Genomic DNA, 16,941 nt, shown 5'->3' on the forward strand with positions numbered 1-16,941 from the left:
GAGACAAGGGGCGGAACCGAACTCGGTTCCGCCCCTTCCCTTTTGCGTCAGGAGCGGGGACGCAGTCCGTCGAGGATGGGGTCCACCAGTTCGGGGGCGTCGAGGACGTCGCCGACGCCGAGCAGGAACCGCAGGTAGACCGGGCCGTAGAGCATATTGGTCATGGCGAGCACTGGCAGATCGTCACGGATCTGCCCGGCGCGGATGGCGGATTCGAGCCGGAGCCCACCCTTCCGGGCCCGGGGTTCGACGAAGGTCTCGCGGACCATCTGCATGAGCTTCGGGTCGTTCTGGGCCTCGGCGATGACGCCGCGGTAGACGCAGCCGACATCGCCGGCCAGCATTCGGGCGAGGCCGCCGATCTGCGCCTTCAGATCGGCGGCGATGTCACCGGTGTCGGGAAAGTCGGTGGCCGAACCGATCTGGTCATTGATGGCCTCGAGGGCGATCGCGCCCTTGGAGGGCCACCAGCGGTAGATGGTCTGCTTGCCGACGCCGGCTTTGGCGGCGATGGCCTCGATGGTGAGTTTGCCGTAGCCATTGCGCACGGCGAGTTCGAAGGTCGCGTCGAGGATCGCCTGGTGGGACTTGGCGCTGCGCAGTTCGGGATTGGGCGGCTGGGGCATGGGCTCATCATACCGTTGAACGAGACGGAACGTCTCGTCTTGACAGGTGTCACGGCAGGGGTTAACTTACCCATGAGACGAGACGGACCGTCTCGCCGAAAACGGGAACACTGTCGCTAGGAGCGCACAATGACCACCCTCACCATCACCCCCGCCACTGTCGCTGCCGCGAATGCCGCTGCGCCCATGGTGGTTCCGTCGGTGCATCGGCGCGCGCTCATCACCTGGCTGGCCGTGTACCCGACCATCACCATCGCTCTGGCCCTGCTCGGCCCCGAGATGGCGAGCCTGCCGGTGTTCGTGCGGACCCTTGTCCTGACCGCGATCGTGGTGCCCACTTCGGCCTACGTCTTGATCCCGATGCTGATGAAGGCCAACCACCACCTGACCCTGCGGCTGCGCCGCTGATCGCCGGCGAACGCTGCGTCACTGGCCTTCGGCAAACGTTGAGCGCCCTCCCGGAGTCCGGGCGGGCGCTCTCGGCTTTTCTGGTTCAAATCGCTTGAACAGGCGTTTTTTGGTGTGAGCGACGGAGGTTGGAGACACGCCGACCCGGGTTCTCTTGTGACGCATGTTGCACGTGCGATAGAACAGCTATCAGTTAGCTAATTGTCTTGGTCGAGATGTTGCTGCGGTATCGCCGATGAAGGGGCACGCATATGGCTCGAAGGCAGGTTCACCGTTTCGCATCATTCGTCACGACGGCCTCGGCGCTGGTGCTGAGCGCCGCGCTCTGGGCAGGTCTGGCGCACGCGGATACCGGCTCGGCGTCGGGGTCCGCCTCCGGCAGCGCCAGCGGGTCGGCCTCGGGCAGCGCGAGCGGTTCCGCGCAGCTGCCGGTGGCCAGTCCGCGGGCCATGGTCGCGCTCGCGCTCGCGACCACTCAGACCGGCAAGCCCTATCGCTGGGGCGGCACCGGCCCGGACGCCTGGGACTGCTCGGGCCTGGTGCAGTGGGCCTTTCGCAGCGTCGGCATCGATATGCCGCGCACCACCTGGCAGCAGGCCGGCGCCGGACTCGAGGTGCCGATCGGCTCCATGGAGGTCGGTGACGTCGTCGTCCTCAACGACGACGCCTCCCACGTAGGCATCTACGCGGGAGGCGGCAATGTGCTGAACGCGTACGACTGGGGTGTGCCCGTCGGCCTGACTCCGCTGAGCCAGTTCGACATCTACACCATTCGCCGCTTCTACTGAATCGTCTTACTCGACAACCAGTTCCACGGGGATGTTGCCGCGGGTGGCCTTGGAGTAGGGGCACACCTGGTGGGCGGCCTCGACCAGCTCGCGGCCCTTGTCGTTCTGCAGCTCCTCCGGCAGCTCGACGCGCAGCACGACGGAGATGCCGAATCCGGTCTCCTCGTCCTTGTTCAGGCTGACGTCGGCGGTCACCGAGGTGTCGCCCAGCTCGATGCCCTGGTTGCGGGCGACCACCTGCAGCGCGCCGGCGAAGCAGGCCGAGTAGCCCACCGCGAACAGCTGCTCCGGGTTGGTGCCGTCACCGCTGCCGCCGGCCTCCTTGGGTTGGGCCAGCTTCAGGTCGAGGTAACCGTCGGAGCTGACCGAGCGGCCCTCGCGGCCGACGGAGGTAGCGGACGAGGTGAAGAGCTTAGCCATTTCGAATCTCCCTAGACAGACTTGTCTGTTCAGACGCGACTCAGAGTAGACAGACCTGTCTGCTATCGTCAATACCGAAGCCCGATGAGGGGAAGGAGTGCAGGTCAGCTATGAGCGAAGCCCGTGATCGCCTGCTGGACACCGCGACCCGGCTGTTCTACGCCGAGGGCATCCACACCGTCGGCATCGACCGCATCATCGCCGAGGCGGGCATCGCGAAGGCCACCTTCTACCGGCACTTCAAGACCAAGGAAGACCTGGTCGTCGCCTACCTGGTGCGCGAATACGGCCGTCAGCGCGAGGTATTGGAGGCCATCCCCGGCGCCGGCACCGACTCCATCGTCGGCATCTTCGAGCGGCTGGGCGAGCTCAGCTGCGGACCGGGCTTCCGGGGCTGCCCGTTTCTCAATGCGGCCGTGGAGTTCCCGAATCCGGAGCATGCCGTGCGCAAGGTCGTCGACGACTATCGCGGCTGGTTCCGGGATCTGATGGCCGACCGGCTACGCGCGGCGGGGCACACCGACATCGACGATGCCGCCCGGGCGTTGCTGCTGACCCGCGACGGCGTGGCCGTCAGCGGGGGCATGGGAGACGACGAGACGGTCCGGGTGGGCATCCGGACCGCCTTGTCGCAGTTGGGTATTCGGTAGACCGGCCTCAGACGCCGACCACCTCCTCCATCTCCTCCTCGGCCGCCACCGCGGTCTCGGCGGACGGGGCCTGCCCGGCAGGCTCGGGGGCGGCGTGGCGCGGCGCCGATTGCGCTGCGGCCTGCCGCTTTTCGGTCAGGCCCCCCACGATCATGATCAGCACGCCCGCCGCGAACCAGAGCGCGAGGCTCGCCATCCGGCCACCCAGTCCGGTGCTGTCGAAGTAGAGCAGGCTGCGTGCGCCCTCGACGAAGCCCGCGCCGTTCCAGAAGTGGTGCAGCGTGCCGAAGAAATCGTTCTGCAGCCACGGGCTGTAGACGCCGCCGGAGCTGGTGAAGTTCAGCATGACGAACAGCACCATCAGGGCCAGCGTGGTCCAGCGCTTCAGGAAGGTGTGCAGGCCGATGCCGATGGTCAGGATGCCCGCGGAGTACAGCCACGACATGCCCCAGATCGCGCCCAGGTCGTGGTCGACCACGTGGAAGGCCGGGCCGGCGAGGGCCAGGCCGATCAGGCTCACCAGCAGCGAGGTGACCAGGCCGATCGCGCCGCGCAGCCACATGGACAGGCCCGCGCCCGCCGCGCCGATGGCGGCGACGCTGCCGTAGGAGCCGATGCTCAGGGCGACCAGGAGGAAGAAGATGCCCTGCGCGGTGGGGTCGCCGGAGCTGGGGGTGGTGACGTCGGTGACGGTCAGCGGCGCGTTCTGCAGCCCGGCAACCTGGCCGAAGACGGCCTCGGCGGCCATGGCGGTGGTGTCGGATCCGGCCTTCGCGACCAGCAGTTCGGGCTTCTCGGTGTCGGGGACGTACGCGCCGGCCAGGTCACGGTGGCGCAGCTGGCTCACCGCGTCGTCGCGGGTGGGCACGGTGATCACGTCGAGCGCATTGCCGCCCTTGTCCTTCAGGGTCTGCGCGAGCACCTTGACCTGCGGGCTGTCGCCGACGATGGCCACCGCCAGGTGGTTGGGCTCGGGCTGATGGAACGCGCCCAGGTACGCCAGCCCCATGCCGAGGCACATGAGCAGCGGGGTGAGCAGGTGCACGGCGACATGCCGGATCTGATGCGGGGCCATGGGTTCTTCTCCAATAGTTGGTAAATACAACCAATTGAGGTTGTAGTCTACAACTATGAAGAGTGCTGACGCATTCCCCGGCCGATCCGATGCGATCGAGGTCATACAGCGCGAGCTCACCGCCTTCGCCCGGCGCGCCCGCGGGCGCGCCGCCGAACTGCATCCGGAGCTGTCGCTGGTGGCCTCCAGCATTCTCGACCTGGTGATCGAGCGGAACGGGTGCCTGGCCTCGGATCTGGCCGGGCACTTCCACCTCGACAAGTCCACGGTCAGCCGCCAGGTGGCCGCGCTGGAACGCGACGGCTACCTGGCCCGCGAGGTCGACCCGGCCAACCGCCGCAACCTGGTGCTGCACGCCACCGCCGAGGGCAGACGGGTGGCCCGCGCCGCGGCGCGCAACCGCAGCGCGGCGTTCACCGAACGGTTCGCCGACTGGGACGACGCGGATGTCGAGCGGCTCGCGGCCTATCTCGTGCGCTACAACGCCGCCGACGAGGGCTAGCGGCGTCGCCGGACGGACACCGAGGGCCGGAACCGGCCGCGGCTCAGTTCGTTTCGGGCAGCTCCAGGCCCTTGGCCAGCACCGGCCACGAGGCGCGCAGCGCGTCCTGCCAGTAGCCCCACGAGTGCGTGCCCGGCTTGGCGATATCGAAGGTCGCGGGAATGTCCAACTGGTGCAGGCGGGTCTTGAGATTGCGGGCGCACCAGTCGCTGGCCGCCTCCAGGATGCCGCCGACCAGGATCTGCTGCGGCAGACCGCCGTCCGCCGGACCGAGGCTGCGCACATCAGCCACATTGTCGTGGCGGCCGGGCAGGCCGGAGCCGTTGGAGACATAGATCCCCAGGCCGCGCAGCGCCTCGGCGTGCACGTAGGGGTCGTTGGCGGCCCACTCCGGATCGTCCATCGGCCCGTACATGTTCACCGGATTGCCGCCGCCGATGGAGACCACCAGGTCGGTGAACTTCTGGCCGACCGGATCACTGATCTGGGCGCACCCGCTGTAGGCGGCGACGGCCCGGTACAGGCCGGGCGCGGCGATCGGAAGCTGCAATACCGAGGTGCCCGACATGGACATGCCCGCGATGGCTTGAATCCCATTGGTGGCCAGGGCCGCGTCGACCAGCGGGGGTAGCTCCTCGGTGAGGAAGGTCTTCCACATGGGCTGGCCCAGCCGGGGATCGGGGCTGCGCCAGTCGGTGTAGTAGGTGAACGCGCCGCCGATCGGCATCACCACGTTCACGTCCTTGTCCATGAAGAACTGGGTGGAATCGGTATTGCGCTTCCAGGTCGCCGTGTCCTGGCCGCCGCCCGCGCCATTGAGCAGATACAGCACCGGGCGCGGCTCGGAGGTGTCGGCGGGACGCTGCACCTCGACCGCGATATCGGAGTTCATGACCGCTGAGTGCACATGCAGCGTCAGGTTGCGGGAATCGTGCACCTCGAAGGAGGTGATGGCGGACCCGTCGTCGGACACCGCGGTGCCCCCGAGGCTCGCCGTGCTGGTTATCGGGTCGGGTGGGGCACCGACGGCCGGACCAGCGGGTACGACCATGGTGAACGTAGTGACAAGAGAACAACTTGCCGCCGCGAGCAGTGCCGCCCGGGTGCCCAATCCGCCTAGCAAAACCGACCTTCGATCCAGAGGGGTATCCCGACCCACCGGCATGATCGTCGAAACATGCCCCCATGTTTCGGGTTTCGACAAATTCGGTCTGGCGTGGTCGGATGCACGGGGGCCGAACCTGGCGGCCTGTGGGGCGGCGGCGGACTACTCGGCGACGAGCTGCCGCAACAGCGGACCGTACTCCGGATGCGCCAGCGCCGAGGCGAATTGCGCGGTCAGATAGTCGGCCGGGTTGCCGGTGTCGTACCAGCGCCCGCGGATCACCTGGCCGTACACCGGATTCTCGGCGGCGAAGACATTGATGGCATCGGTCAGATACACCTCGCCGGTGCGGTGGGTGTACCAGTTGTCGACCTGCTTGCGGAGTTCGGCGATGATGCCCGGGGTGACCACGTAGCCGCCGATGGCAGCGAAGGAGGACGGGGCGTCTTCCGGCTTGGGCTTCTCCTTCAGGCCGCTGATCCGCATCAGACCCTCACCGACCGTCTCCTCGACCACCGGGACGCCGTAGCGCTGCGACTCGGACGGATCCATCGGCATGAGCGCCAGCACCGGCGCGTTGGTCTTCTCGTAGGCGTCGATGAGCTGCTGGGCGCGCGGCACCTCGGCGACGAAGACGTCGTCGGGCCACAGCACCAGCATGGGCTCGTTGCCCAGGTGGCGGGCCGCGTTCAGCACCGGGGTGCCGTTGCCGTAGGGGCCGTGCTGGTCCAGGTAGGTGATGTGGCCCTGCCGGCTCAGCTCACCGACCTCCTCGACCGCGTCGGCGAAGGCGGTCTTGCCGTCGGCGCGCAGCTGGGCGACCAGGGCGGGGTTGGGCCGGAAGTGATCCTGGATCAGAGACTTTCCGCCGCTGACCACGATGGTGATGTCGGTGATGCCGGAGGCCACGAGCTCGCGGACGGTGTGTTCGATGACGGGCTTGTCACCCACCGCGAGCATTTCCTTCGGGATCGCCTTGGTCAGCGGCAGCAGGCGCGAGCCGATACCCGCTGCGGGAATCACGGCCTTGCGAATCGTCATGGACGAATCATCACACATCCGGCGGGTCGTACCTGTCGGTAGTCGCTTGTAGATTTCCCGGTGTGAACACGTCTGCCGACCCCGCGAACCGGGACATCGTGCCTGGTGGAGTCGGTTGTGCAGGGCCGGAGGGCAGGGGCCGCGGGCCGGCCGGGGCGGGCGCGGACACACAGCAAATCGACAGCGGGTCCCGAGGTACGGGACAGCGGCGGTGGGTGCTTCATATAGATATGGACGCGTTCTTCGCCTCGGTCGAGCAACTGACCCGCCCGACCCTGCGCGGGCGGCCGGTGCTCGTGGGCGGCATGGGCGGGCGCGGCGTGGTGGCGGGCGCCAGCTACGAGGCGCGGGTGTTCGGAGCGCGCTCGGCCATGCCCATGCATCAGGCGCGGCGGCTGGTCGGCGGGGCGGCGGTGGTGATCCCGCCGCGCGGGGCGGTGTACGGCGAACTCAGCGGGCAGGTCTTCGACACCCTGCGGACCCGGATCCCGGTGCTGGAGACGCTGTCGTTCGACGAGGCGTTCGGGGAACCCGCGGAACTGTCCGGGGCCACTCCGGCGCGGGTGCTCGAATTCTGCGAGGAGTTGCGGGCGGCGGTGCGGGAACGCACCGGCCTGGTGGCCTCGGTCGGGGCGGGCAGCGGCAAGCAGCTCGCCAAGATCGCCTCCGGGCTGGCCAAACCCGATGGGGTACGGGTGATTCCGGCGGCCGAGCAGGACGGGTTCCTCTCCGCGCTGCCGGTGCGCAAACTGTGGGGGATCGGGCCGGTGGCCGAAAGCCGGTTGCGCTCACTGGGAATCGAGACCGTGGGGGCGCTGGCGGCGCTGCCGGAGTCGGAGGCGTCCTCGATTCTCGGCGGCAGCATCGGGGTGGCGCTGCACCGGCTGGCCCGCGGTATCGACGACCGGCCGGTGGCCGAGCGTGCCGAGGCCAAGCAGATCAGCGCCGAAACCACCTATGAGACCGACATTCTCACCCTTGCCCAGCTGCGCCCGGCCATCGACGCCATGGCCGCCTCCGCCCATCGGCGGCTCACCACCGACGGCCGCGCGGCGCGCACCGTGGTGCTCAAGCTCAAGAAGACCGACATGAGCATCGTGACCCGCTCCTCCACCCTGCCGTACGCCACCGAGGATCTCGCCACCCTCACCGCCGCCGCGCAGCGGTCCGCCCTGGACCCGGCCGAGATCGGGCCGATTCGCCTGGTGGGAGTGGGTTTCGCCGGACTCTCGGAGATCCGGCAGGAATCGCTGTTCCCCGAGTTGGATCAGACGGTCGACACCGATGGCGCGGTCTCCGAGGAACCCACCTTTGCGGTGCCCGAGGGCCCGGATCCGGTGGTGCCGCCCGCGACTCGCTCCTTTGCCGTCGGAACCTGGTACCCGGGACTCGATGTCGAACACCCCGAATTCGGGCACGGCTGGGTACAGGGCGCGGGCCACGGGGTCGTGACCATCAGGTTCGAAACCCGTTCCACGGGGCCGGGTCCTGCCCGTACGTTCCCCGCCGAGGACCCCGACCTCACCCGTGCCGACCCACTGGGCAGCCTGCGCTGAGCCGGTTCCGGCGCCACCCGGGGGTCTGGGAGCTGGCCCGTCTTCCTTACTTTTCGGGGGTCTCGGGGCTTGTCCGACCGTTAAGGCCCGAATGCGTGAATTATGAGGATTCAGCCTGAAAATGCCGCGCCGTCCGCCGCGAAAGCGGCTTCTGAGACGCCGCGTTGGTAGTGTCGCGTGTCGTGCAGCGCCGCCGGTCGGGTGTAGCTGGCACGTTGTCGAACGGACCTACTCGAACGCAAAGGACGAGCAGTTGAAGCTTCAGAAGACTGGACGCATCGCGGTCGCCGCACTGGCTGTCGTGACCGTACTCGGGCTGTCGGCGTGTGGGAGCGGTGACAAGAAGGAGAGCAAGCCCGCCAAGGTCACCACCTCCAAGACCACCGCGGCGCAGACGAACTACCCGCCGGCCCCGACCGCGGCGGACCTGAACACCGAACTGCAGAAAGCACTGGACCCGAGCATCCCCGACTCGGAGAAGCTCGACATGTTGCAGGGCGTCTCGGCCGACCCGAGCCTGCCCACCCGGCTGGCGGAGGCCTACAAGCAGAACAACGCCACCATCACCGTCACCAACGTGACCGATCTCGGCAACGGCACCATCACCGCCGACGCCCAGGTCGCGATCAACGGCGGCGCGCCGCAGCAGGCCGTCGTGCCCTTCGTGGCCGAGGACGGCAAGTGGAAGGTCCAGAAGGAATGGATCTGCAACGCACTCTCGCTGGCCAACCAGACCTCTCCGGCCTGCAGCTAGTCCCGTGTGACCGGTCCGGCATCGAACGGCGGATGCCGGACCGGGTTTTGCCTGTCCCACACGGAGTTTCGTCAAGAAGACCGCGAAACCTGTCAGGGCGGCGTTAATTCGGGGTCGCCGGCCTGTTGCGCGGCCCGCACCCGTTGCCATCGTTGATCTTCCGTCCATCGGCGAAAGGGCAACAGTGGCAACGAAAGTCGGCGTTACTCCTGGTCAGTTGCGTGGTGCCGCAGGGCAGATGCAGGACCTCGAAAGCCGCGTCAACAGCATTCTCGCCACCCTGGAACAGGCGCTGTCCGCCAAGGGCGCGGCCTGGGGCGACGACAGCTACGGCAGCACCTTCGCCGCCGGCGGACAGGGGTACACCGCGGCCCACGCCAATCTGCGGGACGGACTCCGCAAGATGGCAACGACCCTGGGGTCGTACGCGTCCGGGCAGAACGAGGCCGCGGACACTCTGGAGCGGATGGACCACGGCAACGCTGTCCACTACCGGTAGACCGGCCGCCATTGTCCATCGATATTCCGGGCGAACTGCAGTGGCTGGGCTGGGTCGCCGGTTCGGCCTGGCCGCAGGGCGACGAAGACGCGATGTGGGACATCGCCTCCGACTGGAGCACCGCCGCGCGCCATTTGCGTGACCTGATACCCGAACTGGAGGCCGCCAAGAAGGCCACCATCGCGGCCTACCCGTGGGGCGACGGTCTCGAGGCCATGGTCACGGCCCTGAACAACCTCGATTCGGGCCCGCAGTCCTTCCAGGCGCTGGCCGATATCCTCGATCAGGTGTCCGAGGCGGCCGACGGCCTCGGCACCGAGATCGAGTACACGAAGATCATGATCCTCTCCTCCCTCGGCATGCTCGCCGTGGAGATCGCACTGGCGTGGTGCTTCCCGCCCACCGCGCCCGCGGAGGAGGCCGCGGCCACCCTGATCACGCGCACCGCCGTGCGGCTGCTGGGCGAACGCGCGGTCTCCGCCATCGCCCGCTACGCGGAGAAACTGGGCGTCGCCGCGCTGGCCCGCTTCCTCGCGAAACATGTCGTCATCAGCACCGTTCTGGGCGCTGGTCAGGACGTCGCCATCCAGGGCCTCCAGATCGCCGAGGGCCACCGCAAGGGCATGGACTGGGAACGGGTCGGCATGACCGCCCTCACGGCGGCCGCCGCGGGCGCGGTCGGCGGACCCGCCGGTGAGATCTTCGGCAAGGCCGTCACCCGACTTCCGTTCACGGGCAATCCCTTCGGCAATGCGGTTCGCGGCGCTCTCGTCGGCACCGGCGCGGGCATCGCCGGAGCCTTTGCCTCGTGGGGCGTGGGCGGCCTCCCCACCCTCATCACCAAGGGCACCACGGACGGCTGGACCTGGGACCCCCGGCTGCTCACCAGCGCCACCTCCTACGGCGTCCTGACCGGCGGCACCAAGGGCTTCCGCCTGCCGACCGGGGGCGGCGTCCACCCGGGTTCCTTCGAGGCGCCCTCCGGCGCGCGCATGAACATCCCTACCGGGGGCGACGGCAGCGCCCCGGCCCCCCATCCGGAACCGGCGACGACTTCCCACCCGACGGCCACGCCCGATCCGTCGGGCGCGCCCTCGGGGACCCCGCACCCCCAATCCACGGCCGCGGGCCTGTCCGCCGGCGACCCCGGCGCGCAAACCCACACGTCCGCAACCAGTTTCACCACGGAATCGCCCCGACCCCTCACCAATCTGTTCGGCGACCCCGGCACACGCACCGAACCCTCGTCCGCTCCGGACCCGGGTACGCGCGGAACGAGTTCGCCTGTCGCCGAGCCGGGTTCGCGTGGCGGCACCCCGCCCGCCTCGGAGTCCGGCACTCGCGGGACCACGCCCAGCGGCGAGTCCGGCCCGCGCACCGGCACTTCACCCGCGGCCGAGTTCAATTCGCGTCCTGGCGGTTCGACTGCGCCCGAGCCCAACTCGCGTGCCGGGAATCCGGCCGCGTCGGAGCCGAACCCGCGTGCCGGAAACCCCTCGGGCGGCGATACGACCGGGCGCGGCGCGAATCCCGCGACCAGCGAACCTGGTTCGCGCGCGGGCTCTCCCTCGACGACCGAACCCGGTACCCGGGCGGGTAACGATCCCGCCAACCCGTCGCGCCCGGCAACCGGCGGGCCTGCCGCCGAGTCGCGCACGGGTACGCCGGCCCATGGCGACGGCTCCGCACCGGTCCCGACCCGGTCCGAACCGGTGGCCGTGCACGAGTCCGGGACCGAGCCGAAGGGCGGGTCCGCAACGGAAGCCCGGACCGAGTCCGCCGGCACGGGTGGGCCGGAACCGCGCCCGCACGAACGGGAACCGGTCTCGGGCGGCGAGCCCAAGCCGCACCCGCAAACCAGTCGTGGACCGGAGTCGGCGTCGGAGTCTGGGGAGAAAGCAGGCCCGGAGCCGCAGTCCGAGCGGCCGCGCACGGCCGCCGAAGCGCTGGATTCGGCTCGCGCACTGCTGCGTTCGCTGGGCATCGATCCGGAAGGAATGAGCCCGGAGCACATGGGCCGGGCCGGTATGGACGCGGTCATGCGCCGCACGGCCGAGCTGTCGGATGCGCAGGCCCGCCTCGACGAGGCGAACCTGCGCCCGGACAAGTACTTCGAGGAGCGCGAAGGCATCCAGCAGCGCATGCGCGATCTGGGAGACATCCGCAGGCAACTACGCGCCGACCTCGACGACTACCGTCGAGCCGGCCAGGCCGAAAACCCCGCCACCCCAGCCCGTCCCGCTCCGGATCCCCGCTCGGCCACCGAGCCTCGGCAGACCCCGGCACCGGAAGCCGGGCCCAAGCCCGACACAGGGACCAAGCCCACGCCCGAAGCCGAGCCGGGACAGCAACCCGAGCCGAGGTCTGGCGTGAAGCCGGAACCCGAATCTGGCGTGAAGCCGGAGTCCGACGGGTCGGCCGGGCCTGAGCCGAAGACCGCATCCGAGTCGGCGCTGGAATCGCTTCGGGAGCAGGTGCGTTCGCTCGGCGTGGACCCCCACGGGTTGAGCCCGGAGCAGCTGCGGCGGGCCGGGCTGGAGGCCGTTGTGCGTCGGCTGTCGGAGTTGGATGGCGATTACGGGCGGCTCATTGACGACTTCGGGCATTTCACCGAGAAATTCGGAGGTGAGGTCGGCGACGACCCAGCGCATGCGGCGCCCGAGCCGAAGCCGTCCGGCGACACCGAGCCGGGCCCGGCCCAACCCCCGCACGGCGAGGAATCCGCCCCTGCGAAACAGCCCGCGAAAGGCGGAAACCCCGAATCCCCCCGACCTGGCGAAGCCCAGGACCCGCGCTTGGCGTGGCGCTTGCCGGCCGAAGATGCGGGCTCGGCTCCGGAGTCCGGCGGTCCTGTGCGGGGTCAGGATCCGCGCTTGGCGTGGCGTCTGCCTGCTGAAGGCGACGATTCAGCCCCGGCGCCGAGCAATCCTGCGCCGGGACAGGATCCGAGACTGACATGGAGGTTGCCTCAGGAAGGTGAAGGCTCGATGCCGGAGCCGCAGCAGCAGAGGCCGGTTGAGGACCCCAGGTTGACTTGGCGTCTGCCGGTGGAGGGTGAGGGCTCGGCTCCGGAGTCGGGCGGTCCTGTGCGGGGTCAGGATCCGCGCTTGGCATGGCGTCTGACTGCGGAAGGCGAGGGCTCGGTCCCAGCGCCGAGCAATCCTGTGCGGGGACAGGATCCGAGACTGACATGGAGGTTGTCCGAGGAAGGTGAGGGTTCGACGCCGGAGTCGGGCGCTCGTGCCCCGGGGCAGGATCCGACGGTTGAGCTGCCGCGGCCGCCTCACGATGACGATGTGCCGGATACGACGTCACTGATTCCTTATACGCCGCGGTACTTCTCGATTCCGCCGATTCCGGAGTACACCGCGCCCGCGCCTCCGCCCGAGAGCGTGTGGGAACCCGAGCAACCGCCGAAGTCGGCCCCGCCGCCGCACCCCGGGCCCGAGCCGAAGCCAGTGCATCCCCACCCGCCGACCCCGGTCCCGCCGCACCCTCCGCATAGGCCGGGACATGGGTACAGCCACGAGCCGGAGTAACGGCATGGCCACAGACCTGGAAATGGCCATAGGCCCGGAACAGCGGGCATGGAAAAAACCCGGGCGTGGGCAAGGACACGGAGACGATCTCGGCCAAGGCAAGGGCCTGGTGATGGTGGTGGCCCAGGACACGGTCATAAGCCACCGCGAGGGCCGGGGCCAGGGGTGGGCCGGAGGGGAGTCATGGGTCGGGCCGCGGTCATGCTCAATAGACCCGAGAGCCGAGCGCAAGGTCACGATCCTGCCCCTGGGCCTCGGCGTGGGCCCTGGGCACCGGACTGTGTCTCGGCTCCGGGGGCCGGACTGTGCCTCGGATGCGGGCTATACCTCGGCTCCGGCCCGGACCGGGGCCTCAACTCTGCTCTGGTGGCAGGTAGCGGCTCGGTGTGGATCCTGGGTAGGTGATTGTGCTGGGACTGCGGGTGGGGGCGGTAGCGCGGTCTGGATCGGGCCTGGAAATGTGAGGTGGCGCACAGTAAATGGTGCGGGAGCATGGATATTCGACCGGGTGGGCTGGTGTCCCGGGGGGTTGGGGGGTCGATCGTGGAGAGGGGGGAGCGGGGGAAGATGAGTTCCGCTTAGGATCGGCGGTCGTGACCGACGTGTTGGAGAAGGCGGGGCAGGATGCCGCCGGGAGTGCTGGTGCTGAACCCGAGAGAAGGATTCGAGGGGGCTGGGCGCGGCCGACCGCTCTGATCGCCGGTGTGATCGCGGTGCTGGCGGCGCTGGCGGTGCCGTTCCTGCCGGTCCGGGTGGACCACACGACTTTGACTTGGCCGCAGGGGAATTCGGCGCAGAGCATCGAGGCTCCGCTGGTGACCTACGCGCCGTTGAACTTCGACGCCACCATTCCATGTTCGGCTGTGACGCAGCTGGGTTCGAAGGGCGGCACGCTCGCCGCCACCGCGCCCAATGGTGCGCCGGACCTCGAGAAGTACGGCTTCGTGGCCCGGGTCACAGCGGCATCCACCACCGATGGTGTGACCACGCCGGGCAAACTGGAAGTGATCCTGCATCACAAGACGCTGGTGAGCGTGCCCGTCGACCAGCTCGGCGCTGGTTGCGCGCTCACCGTGCACTCGGACTTCACCTCCTCCACCGCGATCCTGAGCGGATCCACGGCCGCCCCGGTCACCCTGAACGGTGACTACCGGCCGCAGCTGGTCGGCATCTTCAGCGACCTGACCGTCTCCGACGGCGCCAAGGTCAGCGCGCAGGTGGACAGCCGCTTCACCTCGACGCCGAGCACGATCAAGCGGATCGCCATCTGGACCGCCATCCTCGGCACCCTCGTCGCCCTGTTCGCGCTGTTCCGCCTGGACCGTCTCGACGGCCGTCGCGCGCGCCGCTTCCTGCCGCAGCACTGGTGGACCTTCAAGCCCGTCGACGCCGTGGTGCTGGGCACCCTGATCCTCTGGCATTTCATCGGTGCGACCACCTCCGACGACGGCTACCAGTACGGCATGGGCCGGGCCTCGATCCACGCCGGGTACATGGCCAACTACTTCGGCTACTTCGGTGTCCCCGAAACCCCGGTCGGTACTCCGTATTACGACCTCATCGGCCACATGGCACAGGTCAGCCCGGCCAGCGTGTGGATGCGCCTGCCCGCCCTGCTGGCCGGCATCGTGATCTGGCTGGTGCTCAGCCGCGAGGTGATTCCCCGCCTGGGCGCGCGGATCCGCCGCGACCGTGTCGCGGTGTGGACCGGCGCGCTGGGTTTCCTCGCCGTCTGGCTGCCGTACAACAACGGCCTGCGCCCGGAACCGCTGGTGGCGCTGGGCGTCCTGCTCACCTGGGTCTCGGTGGAGCGGGCCATCGCGACGGGCCGGCTGCTGCCCTACGGCGTGGCCATCATGATCGGCGCGTTCACCTGCACCGTCGGCCCGTCCGGCATCATCTGTTTCGCGCCGCTGCTGGCCGGTATCCGGCCGGCCTGGCGGATCCTCAACAAGCACGCGACCGTGCTCGGCAAGCCGACCGCCCCCGGCGCGAGCGCCTTCACGATCCTGAAGGCCCGCTTCGGCGCGTACCTCACCCTCGCCGCCCCGCTGGCGGCGGCCGGTGCGGTGGTGCTGGCGATCATGTTCTGCGATCAGCCGCTGTCGTCGATGTTCGAGATGAGCCGGGTGCACACCGCGGTCGGCCCGGATGTGCACTGGGACGGCGAATACATTCGCTACCAATACCTTTTCATGCCCACCATCGATGGTTCGCTGGCGCGGCGCTTCGGCATGTTCGCGTTCTGGATCGGCCTGCTGGTGTGCGCGTTCGTGTTGCTGCGCAAGGGCGGCCGGATACCGTTCACCGCGCCGGGCCCGGTACGCCGGGTGCTCGGCACCGGTGTGGGCGTCATCGCGCTGATGATGTTCACCCCCACCAAGTGGACCCACCACAACGGCATCTACGCCGGATTGGCCGGAGTCATCGCGGTTTTGACCGCGGTGGCGGTCGGTCCGCGGGTGATGCGCTCCCCACGTAACCGCGCGCTGTTCGCGGCGGTGGTCGCGTTCGCGCTCGCGGTCGCCTTCTCCAGTATCAACGGCTGGTGGTACGTCTCGAACTGGAATGTGCCCTGGCACGACAAGTCGGCGGTGCTGGCCGGGATCGAGGTCGACAAGATCTTCCTGGCGCTCACGGTGGCGCTGCTCGCCCTGGCCGGCTGGTTCCATGTGCGCGCGCCGGAACAGCCCGGCCCGCACCGGATCTCGAAGCTGGGCTGGCGCTTCGTGGCGATTCCGCCGCTGACCGTGGCAGCTGCGTTCATGGTGCTGTTCGAGGTGGGCTCGCTCGCCAAGGGCGCGGTCGCGCAGTACCCCGCCTACTCGCTGGCGCGCTCGAACGTGGATGCGGTGCTGGGCAAGCCGTGCGGCCTGGCCCGCGACGTGCTGGTCGAGACGGACCCGAACCAGGGCATGCTGAAGCCGCTCAACGGCGATGCGCTCAGCACCTTCACCGTAGACGCGGTCGGCTTCTCGCCCAAGGGCGTGTCCACCGACCTACGCCCCGACGATGACGTCGATACCGGCGGCAGCGTCTCCAGTGCGGTCAGCAACCGCGGCAGCACTACCGTGGACGGAACAACCACCGCGCCACTGCCTTTCGGGCTCGCCGCCGATACCCCGGTGCTGGGCAGTTACAACAGCTCCGAGGCGGTCTCCACCCTGACCACCGGCTGGTACGCCCTGCCCGGGCAGCAGGACCGCTCCGGCATCATCGCGATGACGGCCGCCGGGCGGATCCGCTCGGTGAGCAAGGACGGCATCGTGACGCCGGGCCAATCGGTCGAGATCGAGTACGGTGTGCCGGGCGCTGACGGTTCGGTCGAACCGCAGGGCCGCGTCACGCCCATCGATATCGGCCCCGCGCCGACGTGGCGCAATCTGCGAGTACCGCTGAGCGATATTCCGGCGCAGGCCACCGCGATTCGCGTGGTGGCCGAGGACCGTGACAGCGATCCCAAGCAGTGGGTGGCGCTCACCCCGCCGCGCATTCCGCAGACGGTGACGCTGGAGGACTACGTCGGCCGGGACAAGCCGGTGCTGCTGGATTGGGAAGTGGGCCTGCAGTTCCCGTGCCAGCGGCCGTTCGATCACCTCGACGGTGTCGCCGAGGTGCCCGACTACCGCATCATGCCCGACCGCGGCGGCGCGGCCATGACCACGCTGTGGCAGAGCCATGACGGTGGCGGCGCCCTGGGCTGGAGCTCGATGCTGCTGCGCCCGGTCACCCTGGCGACGTACCTCGACCACGACCCGCGCATGGATTGGGGTGAGCTGCAGCGGCTCGAGCGGATCGACGGTTCCGCACAGACCGCCAAGCCCGTGGTGACCACGGACCCGCACAGTGGTCTCTGGAATCCCGGCCCGATCAAAGTGACCGGCTGGCAGTGATCACCGTGGCCGGGCGGCAATAGCCGCCCAGTCGGCGACCGCGACCCGCACCCGTTTCCTTGCCGAAACGGGTGCGGCGGCGTTT

Annotated in this window: 14 protein-coding genes; 9 read left to right on the forward strand and 5 right to left on the reverse strand. The window is 69.0% G+C overall.

Annotated elements, in window-relative coordinates:
- Nucleotides 1-47: 47 nt before the first annotated feature.
- Entirely contained in the window at nucleotides 48-626 is a 579-nt protein-coding gene (locus tag ACFXHE_RS34585; protein WP_379388863.1) for a TetR/AcrR family transcriptional regulator, read from the reverse strand.
- Between the two features lie 129 nt (nucleotides 627-755).
- Here ACFXHE_RS34585 and ACFXHE_RS34590 point away from each other — a divergent pair, with 129 nt between their 5' ends.
- Nucleotides 756-1,034: a hypothetical protein gene (locus ACFXHE_RS34590; RefSeq protein WP_379388864.1), complete on the forward strand. Its 279-nt coding sequence runs from the start codon at nucleotides 756-758 to the stop codon at nucleotides 1,032-1,034.
- 251 nt (nucleotides 1,035-1,285) lie between these two features.
- Nucleotides 1,286-1,822: an NlpC/P60 family protein gene (locus ACFXHE_RS34595; RefSeq protein WP_379388865.1), complete on the forward strand. Its 537-nt coding sequence runs from the start codon at nucleotides 1,286-1,288 to the stop codon at nucleotides 1,820-1,822.
- Nucleotides 1,823-1,828: 6 nt separating this feature from the next.
- Here ACFXHE_RS34595 and ACFXHE_RS34600 read toward each other — a convergent pair whose 3' ends face one another.
- Nucleotides 1,829-2,242 carry an organic hydroperoxide resistance protein gene (locus ACFXHE_RS34600; protein WP_354842991.1) on the reverse strand — a complete coding sequence of 138 codons (414 nt, stop codon included), beginning with the start codon at nucleotides 2,240-2,242 and terminating at the stop codon, nucleotides 1,829-1,831.
- Between the two features lie 110 nt (nucleotides 2,243-2,352).
- Here ACFXHE_RS34600 and ACFXHE_RS34605 point away from each other — a divergent pair, with 110 nt between their 5' ends.
- On the forward strand, nucleotides 2,353-2,892 hold the full coding sequence (locus ACFXHE_RS34605; RefSeq protein WP_379388866.1) for a TetR/AcrR family transcriptional regulator: 540 nt from the start codon (nucleotides 2,353-2,355) through the stop codon (nucleotides 2,890-2,892).
- A 7-nt stretch (nucleotides 2,893-2,899) separates the two neighbouring features.
- On the opposite strand, the gene ACFXHE_RS34610 is transcribed toward ACFXHE_RS34605, so the two are convergent.
- Nucleotides 2,900-3,967, reverse strand: a complete 1,068-nt coding sequence (locus ACFXHE_RS34610) for a hypothetical protein (RefSeq protein WP_379388867.1) — start codon at nucleotides 3,965-3,967, stop codon at nucleotides 2,900-2,902.
- A 55-nt stretch (nucleotides 3,968-4,022) separates the two neighbouring features.
- On the opposite strand from ACFXHE_RS34610, the gene ACFXHE_RS34615 reads away from it, so the two are divergent.
- The gene (locus tag ACFXHE_RS34615; protein WP_379388868.1) at nucleotides 4,023-4,469 is read left to right on the forward strand and encodes a MarR family winged helix-turn-helix transcriptional regulator; all 447 of its coding nucleotides are present in this window, start codon (nucleotides 4,023-4,025) and stop codon (nucleotides 4,467-4,469) included.
- A gap of 43 nt (nucleotides 4,470-4,512) precedes the next feature.
- On the opposite strand, the gene ACFXHE_RS34620 is transcribed toward ACFXHE_RS34615, so the two are convergent.
- Nucleotides 4,513-5,520, reverse strand: a complete 1,008-nt coding sequence (locus ACFXHE_RS34620; protein WP_379388869.1) for an alpha/beta hydrolase — start codon at nucleotides 5,518-5,520, stop codon at nucleotides 4,513-4,515.
- A gap of 216 nt (nucleotides 5,521-5,736) precedes the next feature.
- Nucleotides 5,737-6,615 (reverse strand): UTP--glucose-1-phosphate uridylyltransferase, encoded by an 879-nt coding sequence (locus ACFXHE_RS34625; RefSeq protein WP_354842978.1) that lies wholly within the window; start codon nucleotides 6,613-6,615, stop codon nucleotides 5,737-5,739.
- Nucleotides 6,616-6,845: 230 nt separating this feature from the next.
- On the opposite strand from ACFXHE_RS34625, the gene ACFXHE_RS34630 reads away from it, so the two are divergent.
- The 5 genes from ACFXHE_RS34630 (at nucleotide 6,846) to ACFXHE_RS34650 (ending at nucleotide 16,856) form a co-directional block, all read left to right on the forward strand.
- Nucleotides 6,846-8,171 (forward strand): DNA polymerase IV, encoded by a 1,326-nt coding sequence (locus ACFXHE_RS34630; RefSeq protein ID WP_379388870.1) that lies wholly within the window; start codon nucleotides 6,846-6,848, stop codon nucleotides 8,169-8,171.
- Nucleotides 8,172-8,424: 253 nt separating this feature from the next.
- Nucleotides 8,425-8,925, forward strand: coding sequence for a hypothetical protein (locus tag ACFXHE_RS34635; RefSeq protein ID WP_379388871.1), 501 nt, complete (start codon nucleotides 8,425-8,427; stop codon nucleotides 8,923-8,925).
- A gap of 184 nt (nucleotides 8,926-9,109) precedes the next feature.
- Nucleotides 9,110-9,424 (forward strand): WXG100 family type VII secretion target, encoded by a 315-nt coding sequence (locus ACFXHE_RS34640; protein WP_379388872.1) that lies wholly within the window; start codon nucleotides 9,110-9,112, stop codon nucleotides 9,422-9,424.
- Between the two features lie 11 nt (nucleotides 9,425-9,435).
- Nucleotides 9,436-12,963, forward strand: a complete 3,528-nt coding sequence (locus tag ACFXHE_RS34645) for a hypothetical protein (protein WP_379388873.1) — start codon at nucleotides 9,436-9,438, stop codon at nucleotides 12,961-12,963.
- Nucleotides 12,964-13,556: 593 nt separating this feature from the next.
- Complete coding sequence (locus ACFXHE_RS34650; RefSeq protein WP_379388874.1) at nucleotides 13,557-16,856, forward strand: arabinosyltransferase domain-containing protein; 3,300 nt, start codon at nucleotides 13,557-13,559, stop codon at nucleotides 16,854-16,856.
- Nucleotides 16,857-16,941: the final 85 nt, after the last annotated feature.

Origin of the sequence: Nocardia sp. NPDC059229 (assembly GCF_042754165.1) — a bacterium.
GTDB lineage: Bacteria > Actinomycetota > Actinomycetes > Mycobacteriales > Mycobacteriaceae > Nocardia.

What these genes read in the sequence shown, in the direction of transcription:
- ACFXHE_RS34585 (WP_379388863.1), bottom strand. Translation starts at nt 626, where the DNA reads ATGCCCCAGCCGCCCAATCCCGAACTGCGCAGCGCCAAGTCCCACCAG.
- ACFXHE_RS34590 (WP_379388864.1), top strand. Translation starts at nt 756, where the DNA reads ATGACCACCCTCACCATCACCCCCGCCACTGTCGCTGCCGCGAATGCC.
- ACFXHE_RS34595 (WP_379388865.1), top strand. Translation starts at nt 1,286, where the DNA reads ATGGCTCGAAGGCAGGTTCACCGTTTCGCATCATTCGTCACGACGGCC.
- ACFXHE_RS34600 (WP_354842991.1), bottom strand. Translation starts at nt 2,242, where the DNA reads ATGGCTAAGCTCTTCACCTCGTCCGCTACCTCCGTCGGCCGCGAGGGC.
- ACFXHE_RS34605 (WP_379388866.1), top strand. Translation starts at nt 2,353, where the DNA reads ATGAGCGAAGCCCGTGATCGCCTGCTGGACACCGCGACCCGGCTGTTC.
- ACFXHE_RS34610 (WP_379388867.1), bottom strand. Translation starts at nt 3,967, where the DNA reads ATGGCCCCGCATCAGATCCGGCATGTCGCCGTGCACCTGCTCACCCCG.
- ACFXHE_RS34615 (WP_379388868.1), top strand. Translation starts at nt 4,023, where the DNA reads ATGAAGAGTGCTGACGCATTCCCCGGCCGATCCGATGCGATCGAGGTC.
- ACFXHE_RS34620 (WP_379388869.1), bottom strand. Translation starts at nt 5,520, where the DNA reads ATGGTCGTACCCGCTGGTCCGGCCGTCGGTGCCCCACCCGACCCGATA.
- ACFXHE_RS34625 (WP_354842978.1), bottom strand. Translation starts at nt 6,615, where the DNA reads ATGACGATTCGCAAGGCCGTGATTCCCGCAGCGGGTATCGGCTCGCGC.
- ACFXHE_RS34630 (WP_379388870.1), top strand. Translation starts at nt 6,846, where the DNA reads ATGGACGCGTTCTTCGCCTCGGTCGAGCAACTGACCCGCCCGACCCTG.